Source organism: Pseudalkalibacillus sp. NRS-1564 (assembly GCF_050467905.1).
In the GTDB taxonomy this organism is placed as follows: domain Bacteria; phylum Bacillota; class Bacilli; order Bacillales; family Guptibacillaceae; genus Guptibacillus; species Guptibacillus hwajinpoensis_B.
The window spans coordinates 24,139-44,093 of sequence record NZ_JBITPM010000034.1 but is presented as its reverse complement, the minus strand read 5'-3'; the positions used below and the strand labels follow the sequence as shown (position 1 = coordinate 44,093).

The 19,955-nt window shown below is 40.8% G+C and carries 24 protein-coding genes and 1 riboswitch; of the genes, 7 read left to right on the top strand and 17 right to left on the bottom strand.

Annotated elements, in window-relative coordinates; genetic code table 11:
* Positions 1 to 56: 56 nt before the first annotated feature.
* Together ACIFPW_RS15960 and ACIFPW_RS15955 are read left to right on the top strand one after the other, a co-directional pair.
* Entirely contained in the window at positions 57 to 470 is a 414-nt protein-coding gene (locus ACIFPW_RS15960) for an excalibur calcium-binding domain-containing protein (protein WP_430245741.1), read from the top strand.
* A gap of 61 nt (positions 471 to 531) precedes the next feature.
* Positions 532 to 1,182 (top strand): class D sortase, encoded by a 651-nt coding sequence (locus ACIFPW_RS15955; protein ID WP_430245739.1) that lies wholly within the window; start codon positions 532 to 534, stop codon positions 1,180 to 1,182.
* A gap of 188 nt (positions 1,183 to 1,370) precedes the next feature.
* On the opposite strand, the gene ACIFPW_RS15950 is transcribed toward ACIFPW_RS15955, so the two are convergent.
* The 11 genes from ACIFPW_RS15950 to ACIFPW_RS15900 all read right to left on the bottom strand — a co-directional run bounded on the left by ACIFPW_RS15950 (position 1,371) and on the right by ACIFPW_RS15900 (position 11,851).
* Positions 1,371 to 2,315 (bottom strand): ribose-phosphate diphosphokinase, encoded by a 945-nt coding sequence (locus tag ACIFPW_RS15950; RefSeq protein ID WP_194220564.1) that lies wholly within the window; start codon positions 2,313 to 2,315, stop codon positions 1,371 to 1,373.
* A gap of 235 nt (positions 2,316 to 2,550) precedes the next feature.
* Positions 2,551 to 3,048: a DUF1648 domain-containing protein gene (locus tag ACIFPW_RS15945; protein ID WP_430245737.1), complete on the bottom strand. Its 498-nt coding sequence runs from the start codon at positions 3,046 to 3,048 to the stop codon at positions 2,551 to 2,553.
* 119 nt (positions 3,049 to 3,167) lie between these two features.
* Complete coding sequence (locus ACIFPW_RS15940; RefSeq protein WP_430245735.1) at positions 3,168 to 4,133, bottom strand: aldo/keto reductase; 966 nt, start codon at positions 4,131 to 4,133, stop codon at positions 3,168 to 3,170.
* A 74-nt stretch (positions 4,134 to 4,207) separates the two neighbouring features.
* Positions 4,208 to 4,624 carry a GNAT family N-acetyltransferase gene (locus tag ACIFPW_RS15935; protein ID WP_430245747.1) on the bottom strand — a complete coding sequence of 139 codons (417 nt, stop codon included), beginning with the start codon at positions 4,622 to 4,624 and terminating at the stop codon, positions 4,208 to 4,210.
* Positions 4,625 to 4,713: 89 nt separating this feature from the next.
* Complete coding sequence (locus tag ACIFPW_RS15930) at positions 4,714 to 5,490, bottom strand: IclR family transcriptional regulator (protein ID WP_430245733.1); 777 nt, start codon at positions 5,488 to 5,490, stop codon at positions 4,714 to 4,716.
* Positions 5,491 to 5,615: 125 nt separating this feature from the next.
* Positions 5,616 to 6,734, bottom strand: coding sequence for a saccharopine dehydrogenase NADP-binding domain-containing protein (locus tag ACIFPW_RS15925; protein ID WP_430245731.1), 1,119 nt, complete (start codon positions 6,732 to 6,734; stop codon positions 5,616 to 5,618).
* A 171-nt stretch (positions 6,735 to 6,905) separates the two neighbouring features.
* Positions 6,906 to 7,715, bottom strand: coding sequence for an ABC transporter ATP-binding protein (locus ACIFPW_RS15920; RefSeq protein WP_430245729.1), 810 nt, complete (start codon positions 7,713 to 7,715; stop codon positions 6,906 to 6,908).
* A gap of 15 nt (positions 7,716 to 7,730) precedes the next feature.
* Positions 7,731 to 8,732: an NAD(P)/FAD-dependent oxidoreductase gene (locus ACIFPW_RS15915; RefSeq protein ID WP_430245727.1), complete on the bottom strand. Its 1,002-nt coding sequence runs from the start codon at positions 8,730 to 8,732 to the stop codon at positions 7,731 to 7,733.
* Positions 8,733 to 8,744: 12 nt separating this feature from the next.
* Positions 8,745 to 9,719, bottom strand: coding sequence for a FecCD family ABC transporter permease (locus ACIFPW_RS15910; RefSeq protein ID WP_430245745.1), 975 nt, complete (start codon positions 9,717 to 9,719; stop codon positions 8,745 to 8,747).
* A gap of 59 nt (positions 9,720 to 9,778) precedes the next feature.
* Positions 9,779 to 10,828, bottom strand: a complete 1,050-nt coding sequence (locus ACIFPW_RS15905) for a FecCD family ABC transporter permease (RefSeq protein ID WP_430245726.1) — start codon at positions 10,826 to 10,828, stop codon at positions 9,779 to 9,781.
* Between the two features lie 60 nt (positions 10,829 to 10,888).
* Positions 10,889 to 11,851 carry an iron-hydroxamate ABC transporter substrate-binding protein gene (locus ACIFPW_RS15900; protein WP_430245724.1) on the bottom strand — a complete coding sequence of 321 codons (963 nt, stop codon included), beginning with the start codon at positions 11,849 to 11,851 and terminating at the stop codon, positions 10,889 to 10,891.
* A gap of 335 nt (positions 11,852 to 12,186) precedes the next feature.
* Here ACIFPW_RS15900 and glnA point away from each other — a divergent pair, with 335 nt between their 5' ends.
* Positions 12,187 to 13,509, top strand: coding sequence for a type I glutamate--ammonia ligase (gene glnA / locus ACIFPW_RS15895; RefSeq protein ID WP_430245722.1), 1,323 nt, complete (start codon positions 12,187 to 12,189; stop codon positions 13,507 to 13,509).
* A 64-nt stretch (positions 13,510 to 13,573) separates the two neighbouring features.
* Here the strand turns inward: glnA and ACIFPW_RS15890 are convergent, their stop codons facing one another.
* Positions 13,574 to 13,744 (bottom strand): aspartyl-phosphate phosphatase Spo0E family protein, encoded by a 171-nt coding sequence (locus ACIFPW_RS15890; protein WP_194220555.1) that lies wholly within the window; start codon positions 13,742 to 13,744, stop codon positions 13,574 to 13,576.
* 200 nt (positions 13,745 to 13,944) lie between these two features.
* Positions 13,945 to 14,045, top strand: a riboswitch (purine riboswitch).
* A 66-nt stretch (positions 14,046 to 14,111) separates the two neighbouring features.
* Here ACIFPW_RS15890 and ACIFPW_RS15885 point away from each other — a divergent pair.
* Both ACIFPW_RS15885 and ACIFPW_RS15880 read left to right on the top strand, forming a co-directional pair.
* Positions 14,112 to 15,404 carry an NCS2 family permease gene (locus tag ACIFPW_RS15885; RefSeq protein ID WP_430245720.1) on the top strand — a complete coding sequence of 431 codons (1,293 nt, stop codon included), beginning with the start codon at positions 14,112 to 14,114 and terminating at the stop codon, positions 15,402 to 15,404.
* 146 nt (positions 15,405 to 15,550) lie between these two features.
* Positions 15,551 to 15,979 (top strand): hypothetical protein, encoded by a 429-nt coding sequence (locus ACIFPW_RS15880; protein ID WP_194220553.1) that lies wholly within the window; start codon positions 15,551 to 15,553, stop codon positions 15,977 to 15,979.
* A 54-nt stretch (positions 15,980 to 16,033) separates the two neighbouring features.
* Here ACIFPW_RS15880 and ACIFPW_RS15875 read toward each other — a convergent pair whose 3' ends face one another.
* On the bottom strand, positions 16,034 to 16,567 hold the full coding sequence (locus tag ACIFPW_RS15875) for a flavodoxin family protein (protein WP_430245718.1): 534 nt from the start codon (positions 16,565 to 16,567) through the stop codon (positions 16,034 to 16,036).
* Positions 16,568 to 16,684: 117 nt separating this feature from the next.
* On the opposite strand from ACIFPW_RS15875, the gene ACIFPW_RS15870 reads away from it, so the two are divergent.
* Entirely contained in the window at positions 16,685 to 17,560 is an 876-nt protein-coding gene (locus ACIFPW_RS15870; RefSeq protein WP_430245716.1) for a LysR family transcriptional regulator, read from the top strand.
* Between the two features lie 45 nt (positions 17,561 to 17,605).
* On the opposite strand, the gene ACIFPW_RS15865 is transcribed toward ACIFPW_RS15870, so the two are convergent.
* The 4 genes from ACIFPW_RS15865 to ACIFPW_RS15850 form a co-directional block, all read right to left on the bottom strand.
* Positions 17,606 to 17,851, bottom strand: coding sequence for a hypothetical protein (locus tag ACIFPW_RS15865; RefSeq protein ID WP_427392234.1), 246 nt, complete (start codon positions 17,849 to 17,851; stop codon positions 17,606 to 17,608).
* Positions 17,848 to 18,039, bottom strand: coding sequence for a hypothetical protein (locus ACIFPW_RS15860; RefSeq protein ID WP_226616702.1), 192 nt, complete (start codon positions 18,037 to 18,039; stop codon positions 17,848 to 17,850). Before ACIFPW_RS15860 ends, ACIFPW_RS15865 begins: the two co-directional genes overlap by 4 nt.
* The gene (locus ACIFPW_RS15855) at positions 18,036 to 18,314 is read right to left on the bottom strand and encodes a hypothetical protein (RefSeq protein ID WP_430245714.1); all 279 of its coding nucleotides are present in this window, start codon (positions 18,312 to 18,314) and stop codon (positions 18,036 to 18,038) included. The genes ACIFPW_RS15860 and ACIFPW_RS15855 overlap by 4 nt, the downstream gene beginning before the upstream one ends.
* Positions 18,315 to 18,423: 109 nt before the next feature.
* The gene (locus tag ACIFPW_RS15850; protein ID WP_430245713.1) at positions 18,424 to 18,711 is read right to left on the bottom strand and encodes a DUF3784 domain-containing protein; all 288 of its coding nucleotides are present in this window, start codon (positions 18,709 to 18,711) and stop codon (positions 18,424 to 18,426) included.
* A 243-nt stretch (positions 18,712 to 18,954) separates the two neighbouring features.
* Between ACIFPW_RS15850 and ACIFPW_RS15845 the strand changes: the two genes are divergently transcribed.
* Positions 18,955 to 19,914: a sodium:calcium antiporter gene (locus tag ACIFPW_RS15845; RefSeq protein WP_430245711.1), complete on the top strand. Its 960-nt coding sequence runs from the start codon at positions 18,955 to 18,957 to the stop codon at positions 19,912 to 19,914.
* The last annotated feature ends 41 nt before the right edge of the window (positions 19,915 to 19,955 follow it).

Below are 19,955 nucleotides of genomic sequence, written 5' to 3'. Positions count from 1 at the left end.
ACTGTTACCATATAACAAGGGATGGCAAAAAAATACTTAATCCGGGGAGGAAGAAGATGAAAAAACTCGTTTCTTTGTTAGCAACTTTCTTATTGGTATTTGGATTTACGAACGTAGGGTATGCAGCGGATGATAAGAATTGTGATGACTTCTCTTCTCAAGAAGAAGCGCAAAATTATTATGAAAGCAATGACCCTGATGCGGACCCAAGCGGCCTTGACCGTGACAATGATGGAGAAGCTTGTGAAATTCATTCCTATAGTGGATCTACTTCATCTGATGAAGAAGCAACATCAGGCGGCGAATCTTCCGATGAAGAAATGACTAGTGAAGAAAGCTCAGAAGCAGCTGACAGCGAAGGCGCTGAAATGGCCGATACAGCAACTAGCTATCCTGTTTATATGTTGCTTGGACTTGCTATCGCAGCATTCGGCTCTCTGCTACTATTAAAAAGACGCGTCCACTCTTAATGCACATACCATCCCATCGAGATAGGCGAACGCCTATCTCGATTTCTAAAGAAGGTGATCAATGGTGGTAAACAAGCTCAGTATTCTACTCATTTTAATCGGTCTGATTTTAACCGGCTGGAGCGGATATGAATGGTGGAGTCAGAAGAGTGTCACAACCTTTCAACCTGAAAAAGCCCAGGCCATTTCAAGGAATTGGGAGGAAACTGGTTATCAAAAGACAGTTAATCGAGAAGTGATTCAGACAAGTGATGCTACACCATCAAGTGAAGCATCTCAGGCGAAAACAGGGGAAAAAATCGGTGAATTAACAATCCCTCAATTAGGATATCTCTACCCGATCTATTGGGGAACCGATGAACAAACGTTGAAACAGGGAGTTGGTATGTATGACACAGATTTCACAACTTTACCAAGTCAAGCAGGCCATACTGCACTTGCAGGACACCGCGATACCGTTTTTGACGGCCTTGATCAACTAAAAAAAGGTGATCGTCTTTACCTCACATTAGACGATACAACATATGAATATCAAATCCGCAAAACGTGGATTACAGACGAGCATGATCGTAGCGTTATTGTGGATAAGAATTCCCCCACTCTCACACTCACCACGTGCTATCCGTTTGATTACCTCGGCTCCGCACCAGATCGTTACATCATTCAGGCAAGTTTAATACAAGTCGATGACGGGAGTGACTCGCAATCCTGAGTTACCCCTAATTCGAAATGCCGCAACAAAATAGCTATGTTAGCTTATATTGTTGATACCTCGATTTTGGCTCATTCGAGTGAAATTATAGTTTCACTCGCCTTTCAGCTCTCTGATGACCACAATCAACAATCATTAACAATTCCATATAAAAAAAGAGAACTGAGTCATCAGTTCCCTTCATCATGTTAGCGTATTTGACTAATCGAAAGCTTTTCCTGAACGATTCGAATCGCTTCAGCAAGTAGCGGAGCAATCGATAGGACTTTAATTTTATCAAGATCTTCTGAATCTGGAAGAGAGATGGTATTCGTTACAACCACTTCTTTAATGTTCGATTCAGCAATTTCTTCCGTCGCGTGACCAGAAAGAACAGCGTGGGTAAATGTCGCGTAGACGTCTTTCACACCGTTCTCTTCAAGAATGCGTGACGTAAACGTAACGTTTCTACCAGTATCAATCATATCATCAATAATAATCGCTGTTTTCCCTTGAACATCACCAATAACATTCACAGTGGATGGTTCTCCTGTGTCATAAGAGCGACGATCAATCAAAGCGATTGGCGCGTCTAGCATTGACCCTAATTTACGTGCACGAAGCGCACTGCTATTGTCGGGTGCCACAACAACAACATTTTCTAAATTTTTGTTCTCAAAATATTCAGCAAGGATCGGAATACCAGAAACCTGGTCAACTGGGATATTGAAAAATCCTTCAATTTGATTGGCATGCAAATCAATTGTTAACACGCGCGTTGCGCCCGAACGTTCTAGCATATTGGCAATCAATTTTGCTGTGATCGGCTGTCTTGGTCCCGTCTTTCGATCCTGTCTTGCATATCCATAATACGGTAGCACAACATTAATGGTTTTAGCTGATGCTCGTTTTAATGCATCAATCATAATCAAGAGCTCCATCAAATAGTCGTTTCCTGAGCCTGCGATCGATTGTACAAGGTATGTATCGCAACCACGGATGCTTTCCTCAACGTTCATGTGGATTTCACCGTCACTAAAGCGTTTAACGGAACAATTTCCAACTTTAACCCCAAGTGTCTCTACAATTTCTTGAGCCAACTCCGGATTTGAGTTCAAAGCGAACACTTTCACATCTTCTTCATGGCGTAGCATAGCGTAGCTCCTTTATCTTTCGTTTATCCCACGAATGTTCCATTCACAATACAACTGTGTATGAAGCATTTACATATGTATTTAGTTTAAACTTCTCCTCCACTATACCATACACGGAAGCTCAATTTCTGCAGATTTTTTTTGGAATTTCTATCAAAAATCACATATTTATTACTCTTCTTCATATGTATACGCTTCATTTCGTTCACTCCAAATCAGATGGGAACTTTCCCCTTTACCTCCACCTAATTGATTGAATGATACATATGATAATTGAGCCAAATATAAGCGTGAGGAATACAGGAAGAATCCATGGTATTAAGCCAACCTGTGAACCATTTGCCATTGATATGGTTTCGATTGTTATAACTGAAAACATGAGAGCGATTGTGTTCTTTAAAAAATGAATAAGAGCAACTGCCGTTCGATACTGTAGCTCAGCATTGCCTTTTGTAATGTGAACTACATAATTAAATACGTGCGGATAGCGCTCTAACATAGATAATCCACCCCACAGTAAAATGCCAAAAATAGGTAGAAAGAACAGCACCAGTTTACTTCCCCAATGATCTGCTTGACCCGCTACATCAAAATGAATGGGAACTTCTGATGGGAGACCTGACCAATTTAACAAAAGATAACCAAGAGAAAGACATAAGAAAACCAATCCAGCTATATCAAACAGTTTCTGAAGTATCGACTTTTCAATTTTAATTATCGGACGATCAGTCATTTAACTCCCCCCTTTTCATTACTTACGTTACTAGGGTAACTCTAGTTTCAGAACAAGCATGCTAAAAATATAGCCCGCTCTCAAAATAAAAGTGAGCGGGCTAGAACACATACTTTCCATTACATCTTCGCAACTTTTCTTGACTCTTCATCAATTTTCTTCATCTCGTCTTGTGTCAGCTTAAATCCTAACACTTTCACATTATCTTCTGCATGCTTTAATTTCGAAGCTCCTGGGATGGCTACAACCGTGTCTCCATGGAAATGAACGAGCCAGTTTAATGCCACCTGTCCTGCTCCCACGCCATAAGCATTCCCAATCTCTTTTAACACATTAATAAGTGGCAGCGTTCTAGCTAATCCCTGTGGTTTGAACTGAGACATATGCTTTCTCGGTCCAGAAAGGTTTGCTGCTAAGTCGGGATGATCATGGAATTTTCCAGTTAAAATCCCCTGTTCAAGTGGAGAATAGGCAATGATTGTTACTCCGTGCTGCTTCGCAAGATCGAGTACACCGTTTGTCTCAATTCTTCTATCGAGTAAGCTATACTTCATCTGGTTAGAAGCAAGGCTTGCTTCGTGACGGTTCAACTCTTGAATCGCACGATCCATTTTATCGCGATTGAAGTTACTTACACCAACAGCGCCAATATGACCCTCTTTCACGAGCGAGGCCATTTGATTCATCTCCTTTTCTGGCGAGGAGAAGGAAAACGGTTGGTGCACTTGATAAAGGTCAATACGCCGACCCTTTAATGCGTCTTTTCGTTTTTGAATCGTTCCTGTAATCGATCCTGCTGTACGCAAAAGCGGCCACCATTTAGTCGCGATGAGCGCATCTTCTTCTTTTATTTCAAGACGATTTAACGCTCCAGCAAGGGCTTCTTCTGACTTTCCCTTTCCGTAAGCTTCCGCTGTATCGAACCAGTTAATCCCGCCGTCTAAGCTCATTTTCACAATTGCGTCCATATCGGCTTCGGAAATCGTAGAGAAATAGCTTCCAATTAAGCCGCTCCCTTGACTAAATTGCCACGTTCCGAGGCCGATCGGAGAAATCTCATAATTTGTCTGTCCTAGTCTTCTCACGTCTTTGCCACATCCTTCATTAGTCTTATAACCAAGTATAGCATTCAGTGAAACAAATCTACTAAGATCTGAGTTTATGACTTCAATACCTTTTTAAACACATAGCTTACCTGATCATACGACATCTTTTCTTGATAAAAGCGATGAGCCTCTTTTTTAGCAATGCCTGAAGAAAGAGCCACTGCACCATACCCACTTTCAATTGCCCACTCTTCAACAAACGATAGCAGCTTTTCACCGTGCCCTTTCGAACGATGTTGTTCACTAGTGACAAGATCACATACCCAAACAAACCGTCCGTAGTAAAGTGTAATCATCGGCTTGAATCCAGTCACCGCGACGATTTCTTTTCCTTCGTAAAGAGCGAAAAGTCGGTACATATCCTTTATTCGAGCTTCTTCTACTAAACTAAGAAAAGTTTCTTCATCTAAATGCGACCTAAGCTCTTTCATAATTTCATATGTCTCCAGTAACTGTTCTCTTGTTTTCATTTCATAGATCAAACCGAGTCCTCCAAACAAATGCATATATTTTTTGAACTAATTATTCTATAGGATGACATATTTTAATAATAAAGCAGTTAAGACCGATTCACTTTTTCAGTTATCTTAGCTCCAGTTTGTTTCATAAGATCTTCTATTTCTAATCTATTCTCCACAAGATGAGGAGTCTTCGCTCCAACAATTGATAGGGATGCAATCACCCTCCCTCCTTTATTGAAAATAGGAACAGCCATACTAATCGCTCCATCAATTGGATCGTCAATACTAACGGAAATCCCTCGTTCTTTTACAATCTTCAGTTCCTCTAAATAGGATTCCTTATTAACAATTGAATTCGAGGCATATGACTTTAGTGGACTTTTTTCTATATTGTGGAGAATGGCCTCCTCCTCCATATGGGATAAGAAGATTTTCCCGAAATTTCCGTAGGTAAGTGGTAAAGTTTGACCTGCCTTAGAGAAAACCCTAAGTTCTTTCGTACCTTCTACCGTTTCAATAATGAGAATTTCCCCTTCGTTTAATATAGCTAATTGGACAGTATCTCCCAAACGGTCTCGTAATTCCTTCATATAGATCAACGCTAGATTTCTTAATTCATTTTGACTTTTTAAATTAATACTAAGTTCAAGAATTTTATAACCTAGTGAATATTTTTTAGTAATCGAATCTTGTTTCACAAATCCTCGATTCTCAAGCGTTTGTAAAGTTCTGTGTAGCGTACTTTTCGTAAGGTTTAAATACTCTCCAAGTTCACGAATACTTCTTTCATTGTTATTACTTAATAACAACAGCAAGTCGATCGCATTATCTACTGCAGCTACGCGCGAAAATGATTTGTTTGAATCAGACACCATTAACTTCCTCCCCATCAACATTAACTCTTCTTTCAATAGCATACCATTTACTAATAGCTATAAAATACTAATAAAAACCACATAAAAAAACTGACTCGGGCTGAGTCAGTTTTAACATCGCATAGTTAACTTACTTTGTACTTTGAAGAAAAGTCTTTATATTTACTCATTAGTTCTTTCGCAAGAGCCAAGCTCTCTTCTGGTTTGAAGGATTTATGATCAAAACCTAGCATCTCTTTTAATATTTTATGGGTGTATTTAGAGTAAACAACAGTCCCATCTTCTCTCACCTGATCAATGCCATCTAGTTTTGCAGAGGTTTCGTTTATATGGATAGCTGCATCTAAGCTAATTTCTTTAGGAAGAGCTAGTTCTGCCCCACTCTTACTAAGCACGATTGGATATCCTCCAGGCAATCCTTTTGGTGATGGAGAATGTGTGAAAATACCTGATGGACTCAATAGCGCATACATGTTTTTAATAGTAGAACTTGCAGATACAGTTGTAAATTCCGTGCCAGAAGGATACAACTTAATTGCATCCCATAATACTTGATCTGTATCAAACTGACTAGTTACGTCATTATCTTGAACCATTATTTTAATAAAGTATGGCGCTTTCTGATATCCAGATTCTCTAGGATAAACCCACCATTGATGATGTGCCACAAGGTAAACCTTCACAATATCAGTTGGTACTTGTAATTCATTCGACACCACTAGTTTTACAGCAGGTTCAATTAATTCAACATTCCCAATACCGATTGTTGGGGCGAGTCCAACCTTAGCAAGAACCGGGTTTACTAGATCAGATAGAGCCGTGTTAATAACATGGGGCTGAAGTCCAGATGCTTTAACAGCTAGCATTAAATGATACGCAAGAGCTAATTGGCACGGTAACCATGCACCTAAACTTGCTTCACTTAACTTTTTGTATACTTCATTAGGTAGTTTTCTTATCGTATGCCAGGTTTGTAAAACGGCGCAATTAATGATCACATCAGGGTTTTCTTTTTTAATTACAGAAGCTGTAGTCTCCACATCAAGCAAATCTAGTTTTTTAAAGGTAACTTTGGGATATAGTCTGAAAATGGAAGCACCACTGAGTGCATTATGGACCTTTTTCATTCCTACTTCCTCATTAATATCACATACAACTAATTCAGGACACTTCGCGTCTCTCACTAGAAACTCCAAAATATGGCTACCCACTTCACCAGAACCCATAAGAAGTACTTTACTCATTCATTAAAACCTCCTATTTTAGGGACACTGTCCCATTTCATTGTATTTTATCGGTTTCGTCTGAAAATTTCAATCATTTTTCTAAATAAGTTGCATTTTCTCACACCAATTATCAGATAATATACAAAAAAAGCTTGGAAACATATTAGTATGTTTCCAAGCTTTTTTGGCTCATTCATTCACAGCAGCATAACTTAGTTCGTTACATAATCCATAAGGTAAACAAAGCGGTTGGCCAGAACGAGGATCATAAATGATATCACTTCGAACACCAAACACATCTTCTAATACATCAGATTTCATCACTTCAAGCGGAGTGCCCGTTTTCTTCACTTTCCCTTTTTTGATCGCCACCATATGACCAGCGTAGCGGCTGGCGTGATTGAGGTCATGAACGACCATGACAATCGTGCGGTTTTCTTGAATATTTAACTTTTGAAGAAGCTCAAGCACTTCAAGCTGATGGGCCATATCGAGAAAAGTGGTTGGCTCATCTAGAAAAAGGATTTTCGTATCCTGAGCGAGCGCCATCGCAATCCAGGCGCGCTGGCGCTGACCACCAGAAAGCTGGTCAATCGGACGGTTGGCAAACTCTCCGATGCCCGTCATTTCAATCGCCCAGGCAATTTTTTCTTTATCTTCTATCGTAAGAGCTTTTAGTCCTTTCTGATGTGGAAAGCGCCCGTATGTGACAAGTTCTAGAACCGTTAGCCCTTCTGGTGCCGTGGGGTTTTGAGGAAGGATCGCTAACTCCTTCGCAAGGTCGCGCGTTTTCTGCTCATGAATGGCACGTCCATCAAGGTAAACCGTTCCACTTTTTGGCTTCATTAATCGAGATAGCGTTTTGAGAATCGTCGACTTTCCTGATCCATTCGCTCCAACAAGAGCCGTAATCTCTCCTTCAGGTATGGATAAATTCAGCTGATCTACAATGATGTTTTCCTGATAACCGATTTTAAGATCTTCTGTTTGAATCACCACACTCACTCCCTCCGCTTATACTTCTACAAAATCCTTATGATGCGTAGAATACATCGCCATAGCTTCTGCCTCAGGATCAAGAAAGGCTTTCGCACTATTTAACGCCTTAGGTCCTTCCGCAAGACCGCCTGCTATGAGCGTTAAACGATGGGGATATGTGACGATATCTCCTACTGCGAAAACACCTGGTATACTCGTTTCCATTTTTGCATCCGTAACGACTTTTCCTTCGTTCATCGTCATTCCCCAATTTTGAATGCCGCCTAAGTCGAGATTAAATCCATGATTAACAAGGAGGGCATCGATTTCAACTACTTCTTTTTCACCTGTGTCGACATGAGTAAGAACAACCTGATCAATACGCTCCTTACCAATCGCGTCAGATACGTAGCACGAACATTTTACGTGCGTTTCCGAGTTGTTCATCTCTGTGATACTACTTTCGTGACCACTAAAAGCCTCTCTGCGATGAACAATCGTTACTTTATCTGCAATTGGTTCAAGCCGATTCGCCCAGTCGATCGCCGAATCGCCTCCTCCAGAAATCAGAACGTGCTTACCTCTGAAGCTTTCCACACGATCCACGGCATAATAAAGGTTCTTCCCTTCAAAATGATCCGCGCCATCAACTGGAAGCTTTTTCACCCCAAGCGTCCCATGTCCTATCGCTAAAATAACGGTCCGTGTGTAATGCTTTTCTCCATTATGACTCGTTAAGATATAGGTTCCGTCCTCTGCTCGCTCAAGATCGTCTACTCGTTCCCCAAACACCATTGTTGGATCAAATGTGCTCGCCTGTTCTTCAAGCTGCTTAATCAAATCAGCTCCGGAGACGCCAGGAATTGCTCCAATATCTCGTAGAATTTTCTCTGGATAGAAGTAGGTCACTTTCCCACCAACTTGCGGAAGGTATTCAATGACTTTCGTCTTAAGCTCGCGCATACCGCTATAAAAAGCTGTAAATAAGCCAATAGGCCCTCCGCCAATGATCGTCACGTCATATATTTCATTCTTCACATCGTTCGCCTCCTAAGCTTTTGCTCTAGCAAGTAAATATAAAAAGTATGGAGCTCCTATAATCGCAACCATAATACCGGCATGAATTTCAGATGGTGCGAGAATCGTTCGACCAATCGTATCAGCTAATAAAAGGACAAGTCCACCAGCAAGAGCCGACAACGGCAATAGGAATCGGTGATCATTGCCGACTAACTGTCGAGCAAGATGTGGGCCAACAAGACCAACGAAACCAATTCCGCCACTAACTGACACGCAAGCAGATGCAAGGGCAACAGAAGCACCTAGGAGCAAGAAACGCTCTTTCTCTACTTTCACACCCATTCCGGTCGCAAGCTTCTCACCAAAAGTTAATCCATCTAGCGTCCTCGCTTTATAGAATATGAACGTAAATAAAACGATAATCCACGGCAGTAACGTTAGAACATGAACCCACGTCGTTCCCCAGATCTTACCGGCAAGCCAAATGGCAATGAATTGGTAATCGAATGGATCCATTCGCAGCGTTAAGATTGTAATAAGGGCACCAATACCCGCGGCGATGGCAATTCCATTTAGAATTAACCGCTGGGGCATCAATCCTTCTCTTTTACTATAAGAAAGGGCATAAATGATGATGGCCGTTGCACATCCACCAATTAATGCAAGAAACGGCATGAGTAGAATGGGTGCATCCGTTGTTTTTGGGAAGAAAGAAATGAAAATCACGACCATTAAGGCTGCTCCGCTATTGATTCCAAGGATGCCCGGATCTGCAAGGGCGTTTCGGGAGATGCCTTGGAGGATACAGCCTGAAATGGCAAGACCAGCACCGACGAGAACAGCAATCACTATTCTAGGTAAGCGAAATTCAAATAGAATCAACGATTGTTGCTCTGTTCCATTTCCAACTAGCGTGTTCAATACTTCAAGAGGACTTAATTTTGTTAATCCTGTATTCAAGCTAATTAAAAAGGTGATAACGATCAATAAGAGAAAAGTCGCCATAATGAAATACCGGCGGCGATTCCGTTTCCGCTGTGCGTCAAATAAAGCATCTAGATCCACTATAACTCCCTCCCTTCACGTCTCGCTACAAAGAGGAAGAAAGGAACACCGATAAGCGCAAATATCGCTCCGATTGGCGTTTCATATGGCGCATTAACCATTCTTGCCCCCATATCGGCAACAATCATCAAAAGTCCTCCAAGAACTGCTGAGCATGGGACAATCCAGCGGTAATCAACACCAACCAGAAACCTCGCTATATGTGGGATTACTAGGCCCACGAACCCTATTGGACCAACAGCTGACACGGCAGCACCTGCTAACACTAGTACAACAACTGCTGCTAGCGCTTTTATTAATTTCGTACGCTGACCGAGACCTACAGCAACATCTTCTCCAAGACTAAGTAACGAAATCGATTTGGAAAGAAACAGCGCCACTATGAGGGCTACAATGATCCACGGCAATAGAATCTGGATTTGTGGCCACTTCAAACCAGCTGTTCCTCCGGCAAACCAGAAGGCAAGGTCCTGTGATAGCTGAAAATGAATGGCGACTCCTTCACTCACTGCAGTAAAGAGAGCACTCACAGCAGCCCCTGCAAGCACAAGCCGAACAGGCGACAAACCATTTCTTGACAAGGAACCGATACCAAACACTAGTCCAGCCCCAATACCAGCACCTATAAAGGAAAACAGCATCAAATTGTTATAAGATAAACCTGGGAAAAAGGCAAAGCTAAGCGCAATCATCAAAGTTGCTCCTGCATTTAAACCAAGTAACCCTGAGTCAGCAAGAGGATTTCGCGTCACCCCTTGCATGATAGCACCAGCAACGGCAAAACTTGCTCCAATTAATATGTCAGCAACTGAACGCGGCATTCGAAATTCACGAATGATCGAATGTTCTGTTGAGGTTGGATCAAATTGAAAAATCGCCTGCCAGACTGTCATTAACTTTATATCTGCTGCTCCAAGCGCGATTGATAGTCCAAGGCTCAGAATGAGGGCCGCACTACCAGCAACTAAAATAAGCATAGCCGTAACAGGTCGCGACTGAACAGCTAGCTGATCTTCTATTTTTGCAGTCGGCTCAACTTTCTTTGACATGTGATAACTCCTTGCTTTATGTAGTAAAGAACCCCGGTGCCAGGCACCAGGATTTCTTCATTATTCATTGTTTTCTTTAAATGTTTTCACGATTTGGTCTAGCTGACCTTCTACTGCAATTGGATCATAGTAATACATTTCTTCAAAGTTCATTTCATAGAGATGTCCATTCTTCACAGCATCGAGGTTCTGCCAAAGAGCACTTTCCTTCGTTTCCTTTAGTACATCTTGATTATCCTCAGCGGCATACTCGGTATAAAACATGTGATCCGCTGCATATTCAGGCAATACCTCTAGTGAAATTTGTTTCCAATTGTCTCCTTCAATCACTTCTTTCTGAATCTTCTCAGGTGCTTTTAACTCAAGAGCGTCGTAGATGACCTGACCACCACGACCAAAGTTATCTCCAAAAACATAGAAATCTTTTGTTTGTACTTCGTATATGCCAACCGTCTCGTCTTCCCCAATCACACCGTCTAGTTCTTCACGCGCTGCGGCTGCCTTTTCATCAAACTGTTCAATCCACTCTTTCGCTGCGTCTTCTTTACCAGCGATTTCTCCCATAGCCGTTACTTCTTCATCTAGTGAATCATATGCTCCGAATGGAACTAGGACAGTTGGGGCAATTTTAGAAAGGAGATCGTATTGTTCTTGGTCCGTCACAATGATTAAATCCGGGTCAAGCGACGTTACTTTCTCAACAGATGGCGGCGTACCAATATCTTCAATATCCGCAATTTGTTCTTCTGTAAAATAAGGATTATCAAGAACAAATTGATCTGGAGCTCCTACTGGAGTAATTCCAAGCGCCAGGAAGTAGCCAACGTAATCGGTTGCAACAATTCGTTCAGGATTAGCTGGAATATCAAATTCTTGCCCATCAGGCAACGTAAAAGTTTTCATCTCATTGGTTTTCTCACCTTCACTTGATTCGCTTTTCTCATTCTCGTTCCCACACGCTGCTAACATAAGAACGAGCACAAGCATCAAGATAAAAGTAACCCTCTTTTTTGTAACTTTCATTATATGTACCTCTCCCCTTTGGTGATATTGAGATTCATTATCATTTAGAATGATAACACTTCTCAATACATGTGTCTAGATATCAACGAACAATTTTAATTCTTCAAAATGTCTTCATAGAAGGTTTTGTATGCGCTTTCTGTCTCTTTATGAAATTTTTGTGAGAAAAAAAGTGGTTTATCCCCTCTTATCTAAGGTTATTATTACTGACATATTCAAATAAATTGTTGTGTTTTAACTTTTATGTTAGGAATCCTTACATAAAAACACAATTATCTGTAAATATCATTAGAATGGACACTAACAAAAAAATTAAAGGTGAGGTTATTTAATCCATGACACTAACAAAGAATAGTATTCAACAGGACATCATGAAGGAAGCAAAAGAAAAGAAAGTCGAATTTATTCGTCTTGAATTTACGGACATGCTTGGTGAAACAAAAAACGTTGAACTTCCAATTGAAGAACTGGAAAGCGTTATGAATAATGAAGCAATGTTTGACAGCTCTTCCATTGCAGGTTTTTCTGATATTCAGGAAAGTGATATGTATCTCTTCCCTGACCTTGAAACATTCAAAGTCCTACCGGACGCTGTTGATCAGGATTGTATCGCTCGCTTTATCTGTGATATTCATACACCAGACGGCGAACCTTTCGAAGGGGATCCACGCTACATTTTGAAAAGAGCGATGAAGGAAGCTGAGGATATGGGTTATACAGTAAACGTTGGCCCTGAACCAGAATTCTTCCTTTTCAAGCTAGATAAAGACGGTTATCCAATTCGTAAGATGAATGACCGCGCAGGTTATTTTGATGCTTCACCAAAAGATAAAGGTGACCAGGTACGTCGTGACATCGTCCGTACACTTAAGAAATTTGGATTTGAAATGGAAGCTTCCCACCACGAAGTAGCTCAGGGACAGCATGAAATCAACTTCCGTTTCGATAGCGTCATTAAAGCAGCTGATAACATCCAGACGTTCAAAAACGTTGTAAAAGACGTTGCGACAAGTCACGATTATCATGCTACTTTCATGCCGAAGCCAATCGCAGGTGAGAACGGCTCTGGTATGCACTGTCACCTTTCCCTCTTCACTGAAGGCGAAAGCGCATTTTATGATGAGAACGATCCAGAGGGCATTTCTAAAACAATGAAGCAATTTATGGCTGGTATTCTTTCACATGCAAATGGTCTTGCTGCCATTACGAACCCCAACGTTAACTCATACAAGCGTCTCGTTCCTGGTTATGAAGCACCAGTAAGTGTGGCATGGTCTCACTCTAACCGAAGCTGTATGATTCGCGTACCAACAACTCGTGGCATGGGTACTCGTTTTGAAATTCGTAACCCAGATCCAACAGCTAACCCTTACCTAACGCTAGCTGCTGTTATCCACGCTGGACTTGAAGGTATTCGTCATGATCTTGATGCTGGCGCACCAGAAACGCGTAACCTGTATGAAGTAAGCACAGATGACGTTCCAACACTTCCAACTAACTTGAAAGAAGCAATCAAGTCACTTCGTGAAGATAAGGTAGTTATGGAAGCATTAGGAGATCATACTTCAAAAGTATATATTGAAGAGAAACAAAAAGAGTGGATCGAATACTCCCTTAACGTAAGTCAGTGGGAAGTTGACCGCTACATGAATAAGTAATAAGTAAACAAAAAACAAGCTACCTCTCGATGAGGTAGCTTGTTTTTTGTTATATGATGTAAGCTTAATGGTTGCGTGTGTATTTTTTCAGCTTTTGATACTTCACTATTTTCTCATCTAATCGTTTACTTAAGAGAAGTATTTTCCCACTTGAATAATCGTCAGCTTCTTGTCCTAGATCATAAAGCACCATTCGCAGCGTATGAATTTCATCTTCAAGGCTTTGTAGCAACATAGCGCTCTCCCTTATCATTTGTCTTTTTATTACATTACCACAAAAAAAGCTTGACTGTTTCATATTCTTACAAATTACATAATTTTTAACATTTCGCTAATCATTAACACATTTGTAATACAAGTGTGAAAACATTGAATACTGGAACATTCATTAAAATGATTGACCCTCCTTTTTTTCATTGTTATGATTCTCGTTATAAATTTCATCTAAATAAACCTTGTATAAGTTCAGGAATACGGCCTGAACGTTTCTACCAGCTACCGAAAATGGCTTGTCTACAAGGAATAATGAATACATTCATATTCCTTGTGATTTGACTCTGGTTGCTGGCCAGAGTTTTTTTTATTGATCAGGAGGGTCCATCATGAAAAACTTCTTCCAGTTCACTGAACGGGAAACGAATTACCGAAAAGAAACGTTAGCTGGGGTTACAACGTTTCTATCCATGGCATATATATTAGTTGTTAACCCCATTATCCTTAGTGAAGCAGGCATTGATAAAGGCGCACTCTTCACAGCAACTGCTCTATCTGCAATCGTCGGGTCCTTACTAATTGGCCTACTCGCAAACTTCCCTGTCGGCATTGCTCCGAGTATGGGATTAAACTCTTTCTTCACCTTCTCCGTTGTAATTGGGATGGGAATTGATTGGGAAATTGCACTCACAGGCGTCTTTATAGCCGGGATTATCTTTATGATTCTTAGCTTACTTAAAATACGAGAGAAAATTATTAACGTCATACCAAAAGACTTAAAGCACGCCATTGCAGCTGGAATTGGTTTCTTTATCGCTTTTGTTGGACTTAAGAATGCAGGGATCGTCGTTGGAAACGAAGAAACGTTTATTTCGATCGGACAGCTTACAAATCCTACGACGGCTTTAGCTGCTTTTGGGTTTGTTATTACCTTAATGATGTTGATACGTGGCATTCGCGGTGGTATTTTTTACGGAATTGTCATCACTACGATTATTGGAATGATTATTGGTCTTGTGCAGGTACCAGGCTCGGTTGTTGGACAGGTACCAAGTCTTGAACCAACTTTTGGTGTTGTCTTTCAACATTTAGGAGATATTTTCTCGCCTGAAATTCTAGCAGTTATTTTCACATTCTTATTCGTTGCCTTCTTCGACACGGCGGGTGCTCTTATCGCCGTGGCAAGTCAGGCCGGACTTATGAAAAACAACGAAATTCCGAATGCGGGACGCGCGCTACTTGCTGATTCTACATCTGGAGTTGTTGGAGCGATCTTCGGTACATCAACGACTGCCTCATTCGTAGAATCATCTGCTGGCGTTGCCGTTGGTGGCCGAACTGGATTCACATCTGTCGTAATATCGATTTGCTTCTTTATTGCTCTCTTCTTCTCACCCATTCTTGGCGTGATAACACCTGAAGTAACGGCCCCAGCCTTAATTATCGTTGGTGCCCTTATGGCAACAGAAGTGAAGCAGATTGATTGGAGTCGATTAGAAGTAGTGATCCCTGCTTTTGTCACCATCATCATGATGCCACTCACGTTTAGCGTGGCAACAGGGATCGCCCTCGGTTTCATTCTTTATCCATTTGCGATGATCGCGAAAAAAGAATGGAAGCAGGTTCATCCGATCATGTATACACTCGGTGCTTTGTTCATTCTTTACTTTATCTTTCTATAACGTTACAAAGGGACATTTCAGCTGAAATGTCCCTTTTTTTAATCCACACTGTTTCAACTTGAAAAAATAGTGGTAGTATTGCGGTGGATGGTTTAAAATAAGGCATTAACGAGAAAAGCTTTACAAAAAAGGTAGTGATTAAAAACATGCTATATATATGGGATATTGAAGAATTGGTTAAAGACACATTGGCATTTCACCAATTACCAATCAACTATGAATTTAACAATGAGCTAAACGCTCCTATGAGCTATAACGTATCGACGAATACAATTAAGTTTAACTACTTACAATTGAACGGCTATCAAGCCAAAGTAAATTTCAAACTAAAAGAAACCGAAGAAAATATCGCGAAAATCCTTTTATATCATGAGATCGGGTACTACTTAGATTTTAAGAAGCACAGACATGACCTCAGGATTTTAATGTATGAGGAAGAAGAGGAGCAGCAAAAGTTTCTTGCTGAAATCGAACGAAATGCCTGGGATTTTGGGCGGAAATTGGTTCCAGATGACCTAGTCGAGTCGTACGATAAATTAAGGGAACTCGATCAGCAGTTTCAAAACGGACAATAAAAAAACACGGAAAAGGACGAGATCTCAGTGATCTCGTCCTTTTCCGTGCTTTCTCTAAAACTCTCTTCTCCACTTCGCTATCTTATCCAGCGCTAACTGATCTTCCTTTACTTCCCCCGGCTTCACACCGATACCGATGACGTAATCGACGAACTCCATGTTCACGAATTCAAAGATATAGCTAAATTGCTGAATAAGAGGAAGTCCTTTCATTTTCGCACTGCTTCCGCATGTTTCGATCACATATGCTTTTTTCTTTGCTAGCTCTTCTTTTAAATTTAATTGTTCATCACGTAAGTATTGCGACCAGCGATCAAAGAAATTCTTCATTGGACCGCTCATCCCATACCAGTATAGGGGTGTTGAGAAAACGAGAACATCATGCGTTAACAGTAGTTCAAGCAACTCCTCATAATCATCCTCTACTGGTGAGAACCCTTCTTCTGAATGTCTCTCATCGACAATGGAATTGATGTGTTTGTCTGCAAGAGAAACCATCGTATGGTCCGTATCTTCAAGCATTCTTTTTGTCAGGTACTCTGAGTTTCCATTTTCACGAGTACTCCCTAATAGTGCCAAAATCTTCATACTACACTCTCCTTTTGCAGTGAAGCGTCTATTCACTAGAAGTATATCATCGCAACTAATATCAACGTTATCTATAATAATTGATACTAACTATCGAAATTTTTAATGGAGGGTCTGATGGATTTAAATTACTTTTATACTTTTAATGAAGTCGTTCGATCAGGAAGCTACACACAAACAGCAGAAGAACTCGGTTATGCTCAGTCCAGTGTAACGACGCAAATCAAGAAGCTTGAAGACTTTTATCACGTGAAACTGTTTGAGCGTGTTGGAAGGAAAATGAGATTAACGCCATCAGGAGAACAGCTTCATGATTACGTGAAGGAAATCATCAAGCTTGCAGATGAAGCAGAGGCTCACCTTCGAACTGATGCCAATTTAAAAGGGACCATTCGCATTGGAACTGGCGAAACACTTGCAGCGTATTATATTACACCTTATATTAAAGCGCTCAAAGAAAAGCACCCTGAATTACGCATCCGACTTGAATCGGGTCAGTGTCAAAACTTAATTGGCGGCACAGTAGATGGCACGTACGACATCACTATTTTGTTAGACCAATTACAACATCATCCTGATGTAAAAACGATCCCCATTCGTCAGGAAGAAATGGTCATGATCGCCCCTCCCCAACATCACTTCACAAAACTTGATGGATTGGATTTAAAGAAATTAGAGGAGGAAACGCTCATTCTGACCGAAGAAGGCTGCGCCTATCGAGTTCTTCTAGAAAAATGGCTAAAAGATGCAAACGTACAAGCGAAGTCGATCATTTCATTCAGTAGTCTTGAAGCCATTAAGCAATGTGTCGCGGATCAACTCGGAATTGCGCTTCTACCAAGAATAGCGGTTGAACGAGAAATTCAAAATGGGCTTGTTGCCGTGCTTCCATTTCATTCGAATGACATCACTCTCTACACGCAGATTGTATACAAAAAACGAAAATGGATTTCACCACCGCTGCAACAATTTATCGATCTGATGGAGAAGTAGACAACAACAGAATCCATTAGGGACTCTGTTGACCTATTGCGCTTGTTAGCTATTCATTAATTGAACAATTCCAGCTACTACTGAAAAAAGACTAAGTCCTATGAAAATCAGCGTCACTCTTCGCTGCTTTTTCTTTGTTTCTTCTATATAAAAGAAACAAAGAGATGCGAATACGGTGATGCTGATGACTAATCGAAACAGGTTTTCGTTCCCACCAGAAAAACCGAGCCAAGCGATGCTGCTAGCAGCGCCAATGATAACAACCAACAAGAAAACTCTTAGCAACTTCATTCTTTGTCCTCCCCACTACGACCTCTCCCCTTACACTGTAGTAGTATGAACGTTCCACCAACAGCCATAGAGATCATTACTTCAATGGCAATACCATCGGAAGGTTTATGTATGTAGTAAATGGATAGCAAACTCATCATCGTAATGCACATAAGTAATGCTGTAAATAGTATAGCCTTCCCCTTCATACGTTCTCCCTTCTTTCATGTGCTTTTGGCATCTGCATCTCTTTTACAAAGTAAGCTCCTATTAATAGAAAAAGCATTGATCCTAGTAAACTATATAATCCGAGGAAACCAAACCAGTAGCCTAAAGGATTGAGCGCAGCACTGATCAAGAAACAACTCGGGGAAATAGCTGATTTAAAGCCCGTTAAACCCATCCGTTTTCTTCTCGTTACTTGTACATAGATCCCTATTAAAAAGACGATTGAGAAAATAATCGTTACGATTACTTCGATCATCTCTCTACCTCCTCTCTCAATAAATCGCTTTCTTCTTTTACGACTGAGATGAGAAAGAAGTTTCATTCATTTTTTTGGAGAAGAGGGAAGTTCCATTCTCTATTAACCGCTATTTCTCAACTAATTTTTGATTGATATACACAGAAACGATCAGTAATAAACTAATCATAGCAAAAGCAAGAACCCATTGATCATATGGATAAGCAATGAAACTATGAAGAATAAGTATCACCCCTAAAGGGAGTAAAAATCCCCCGCCAACCACCCTTCCTAACCTAGCTTTATCACGAATCGCTTTTTCATTAAATCCAGCTAATAACCACGTTTGTTTCATTACGCCTACCAAATAAGAAACAATCAGAATTAAAATACCAATCACTAACAAATTTAGATTCATCCTAACTGCCTCCCTTCTTTTACTATTAAACTCACACAATGTTCAATCCTTCTCGTTGACTTTAAATTTAAACCGAGCTATAGTTAAAGTAACAAGGGGAGTAGCGACCGGTAACGGCTGATGAATCATCAATACGGTATTACGATACCTGGTTCATCGGGCTAAGCTATTTAGTACGCAAGACCTTGGTACAATTTTGTTGTGCCAGGGTTTTTTGTATGCGCTGGCGGAGAGGAGTTACACATGATCATTCTTATCTTTCTTCTTGCAGCTGCCGTAGTTGTCGGTGCCGCTATTTACCTGAATCAGTTCGGTGATGTTATTAGTAAGAAGTCTTCATTAAGTGGAGCTGTTGTAGGAACATTCTTAATTGCGGGAGCCACGTCACTTCCAGAATTAACAACAAGTTTAACAGCTGTGTATATCGATAATCCTGATATCGCAGTCGGTAACATGCTTGGAAGTAACGTTTTTAACCTTTTAATTTTAGCTGTAGTAGACTTAATTTATAGACGACGGAGATTGTTTCAGAAGGTAAACACGAAGGCAAATGTCCCATCTGCCCTCGTCGGTCTCCTTTTCCTCGTCATTTTAATCGTCTCTCTGTTAATTCCAGGAACGATTTCCATATTTGGTGTCGGGGTTGAAATGATTGTCATTGTATTATTGTATGTCTTATCAATGAGATACATTTCAAGCGACGATGGGGAGCAAGATGACGTCCCTACAAAAGATTACTCTCTTCGCACTGCCGTCATTGGCTTTATCGTCGCAGCACTCATTGTATTCGTATCAGGAAGTATTTTATCGATTGCTGGAGACAGACTAGCTGAGGCAACGGGTATGAATGCAAGCTTTGTCGGTAGCTTTCTCATTGCTGCTTCAACCTCTTTACCAGAACTTGTCACAGTGCTTGCTGCTTTCAAACTAGCAAACTACAATATGGCGATTGGCTCGATTCTTGGAAGCAATCTCTTTAACATTCAGCTATTAGCCCTAACTGATGTTCTCTATCGAAAAGGACCGATTCTAGCTGCAGTTGATCTGTCTCACATCTTCATTGCAGGACTTGGTTTGTTAATGACGATCGTGATTATGTACTTGCTTCTACGTCCACAAACACTCCGAAGTCAGTGGCGCTATGCTGCTCCTTCGCTTGTGATGGCGTTATTATATGTTGTTGTATCCTATGTATTATTCTAATGAAAAGCGTGCTGACTTGTTGTCAGCACGCTTTTTGATAA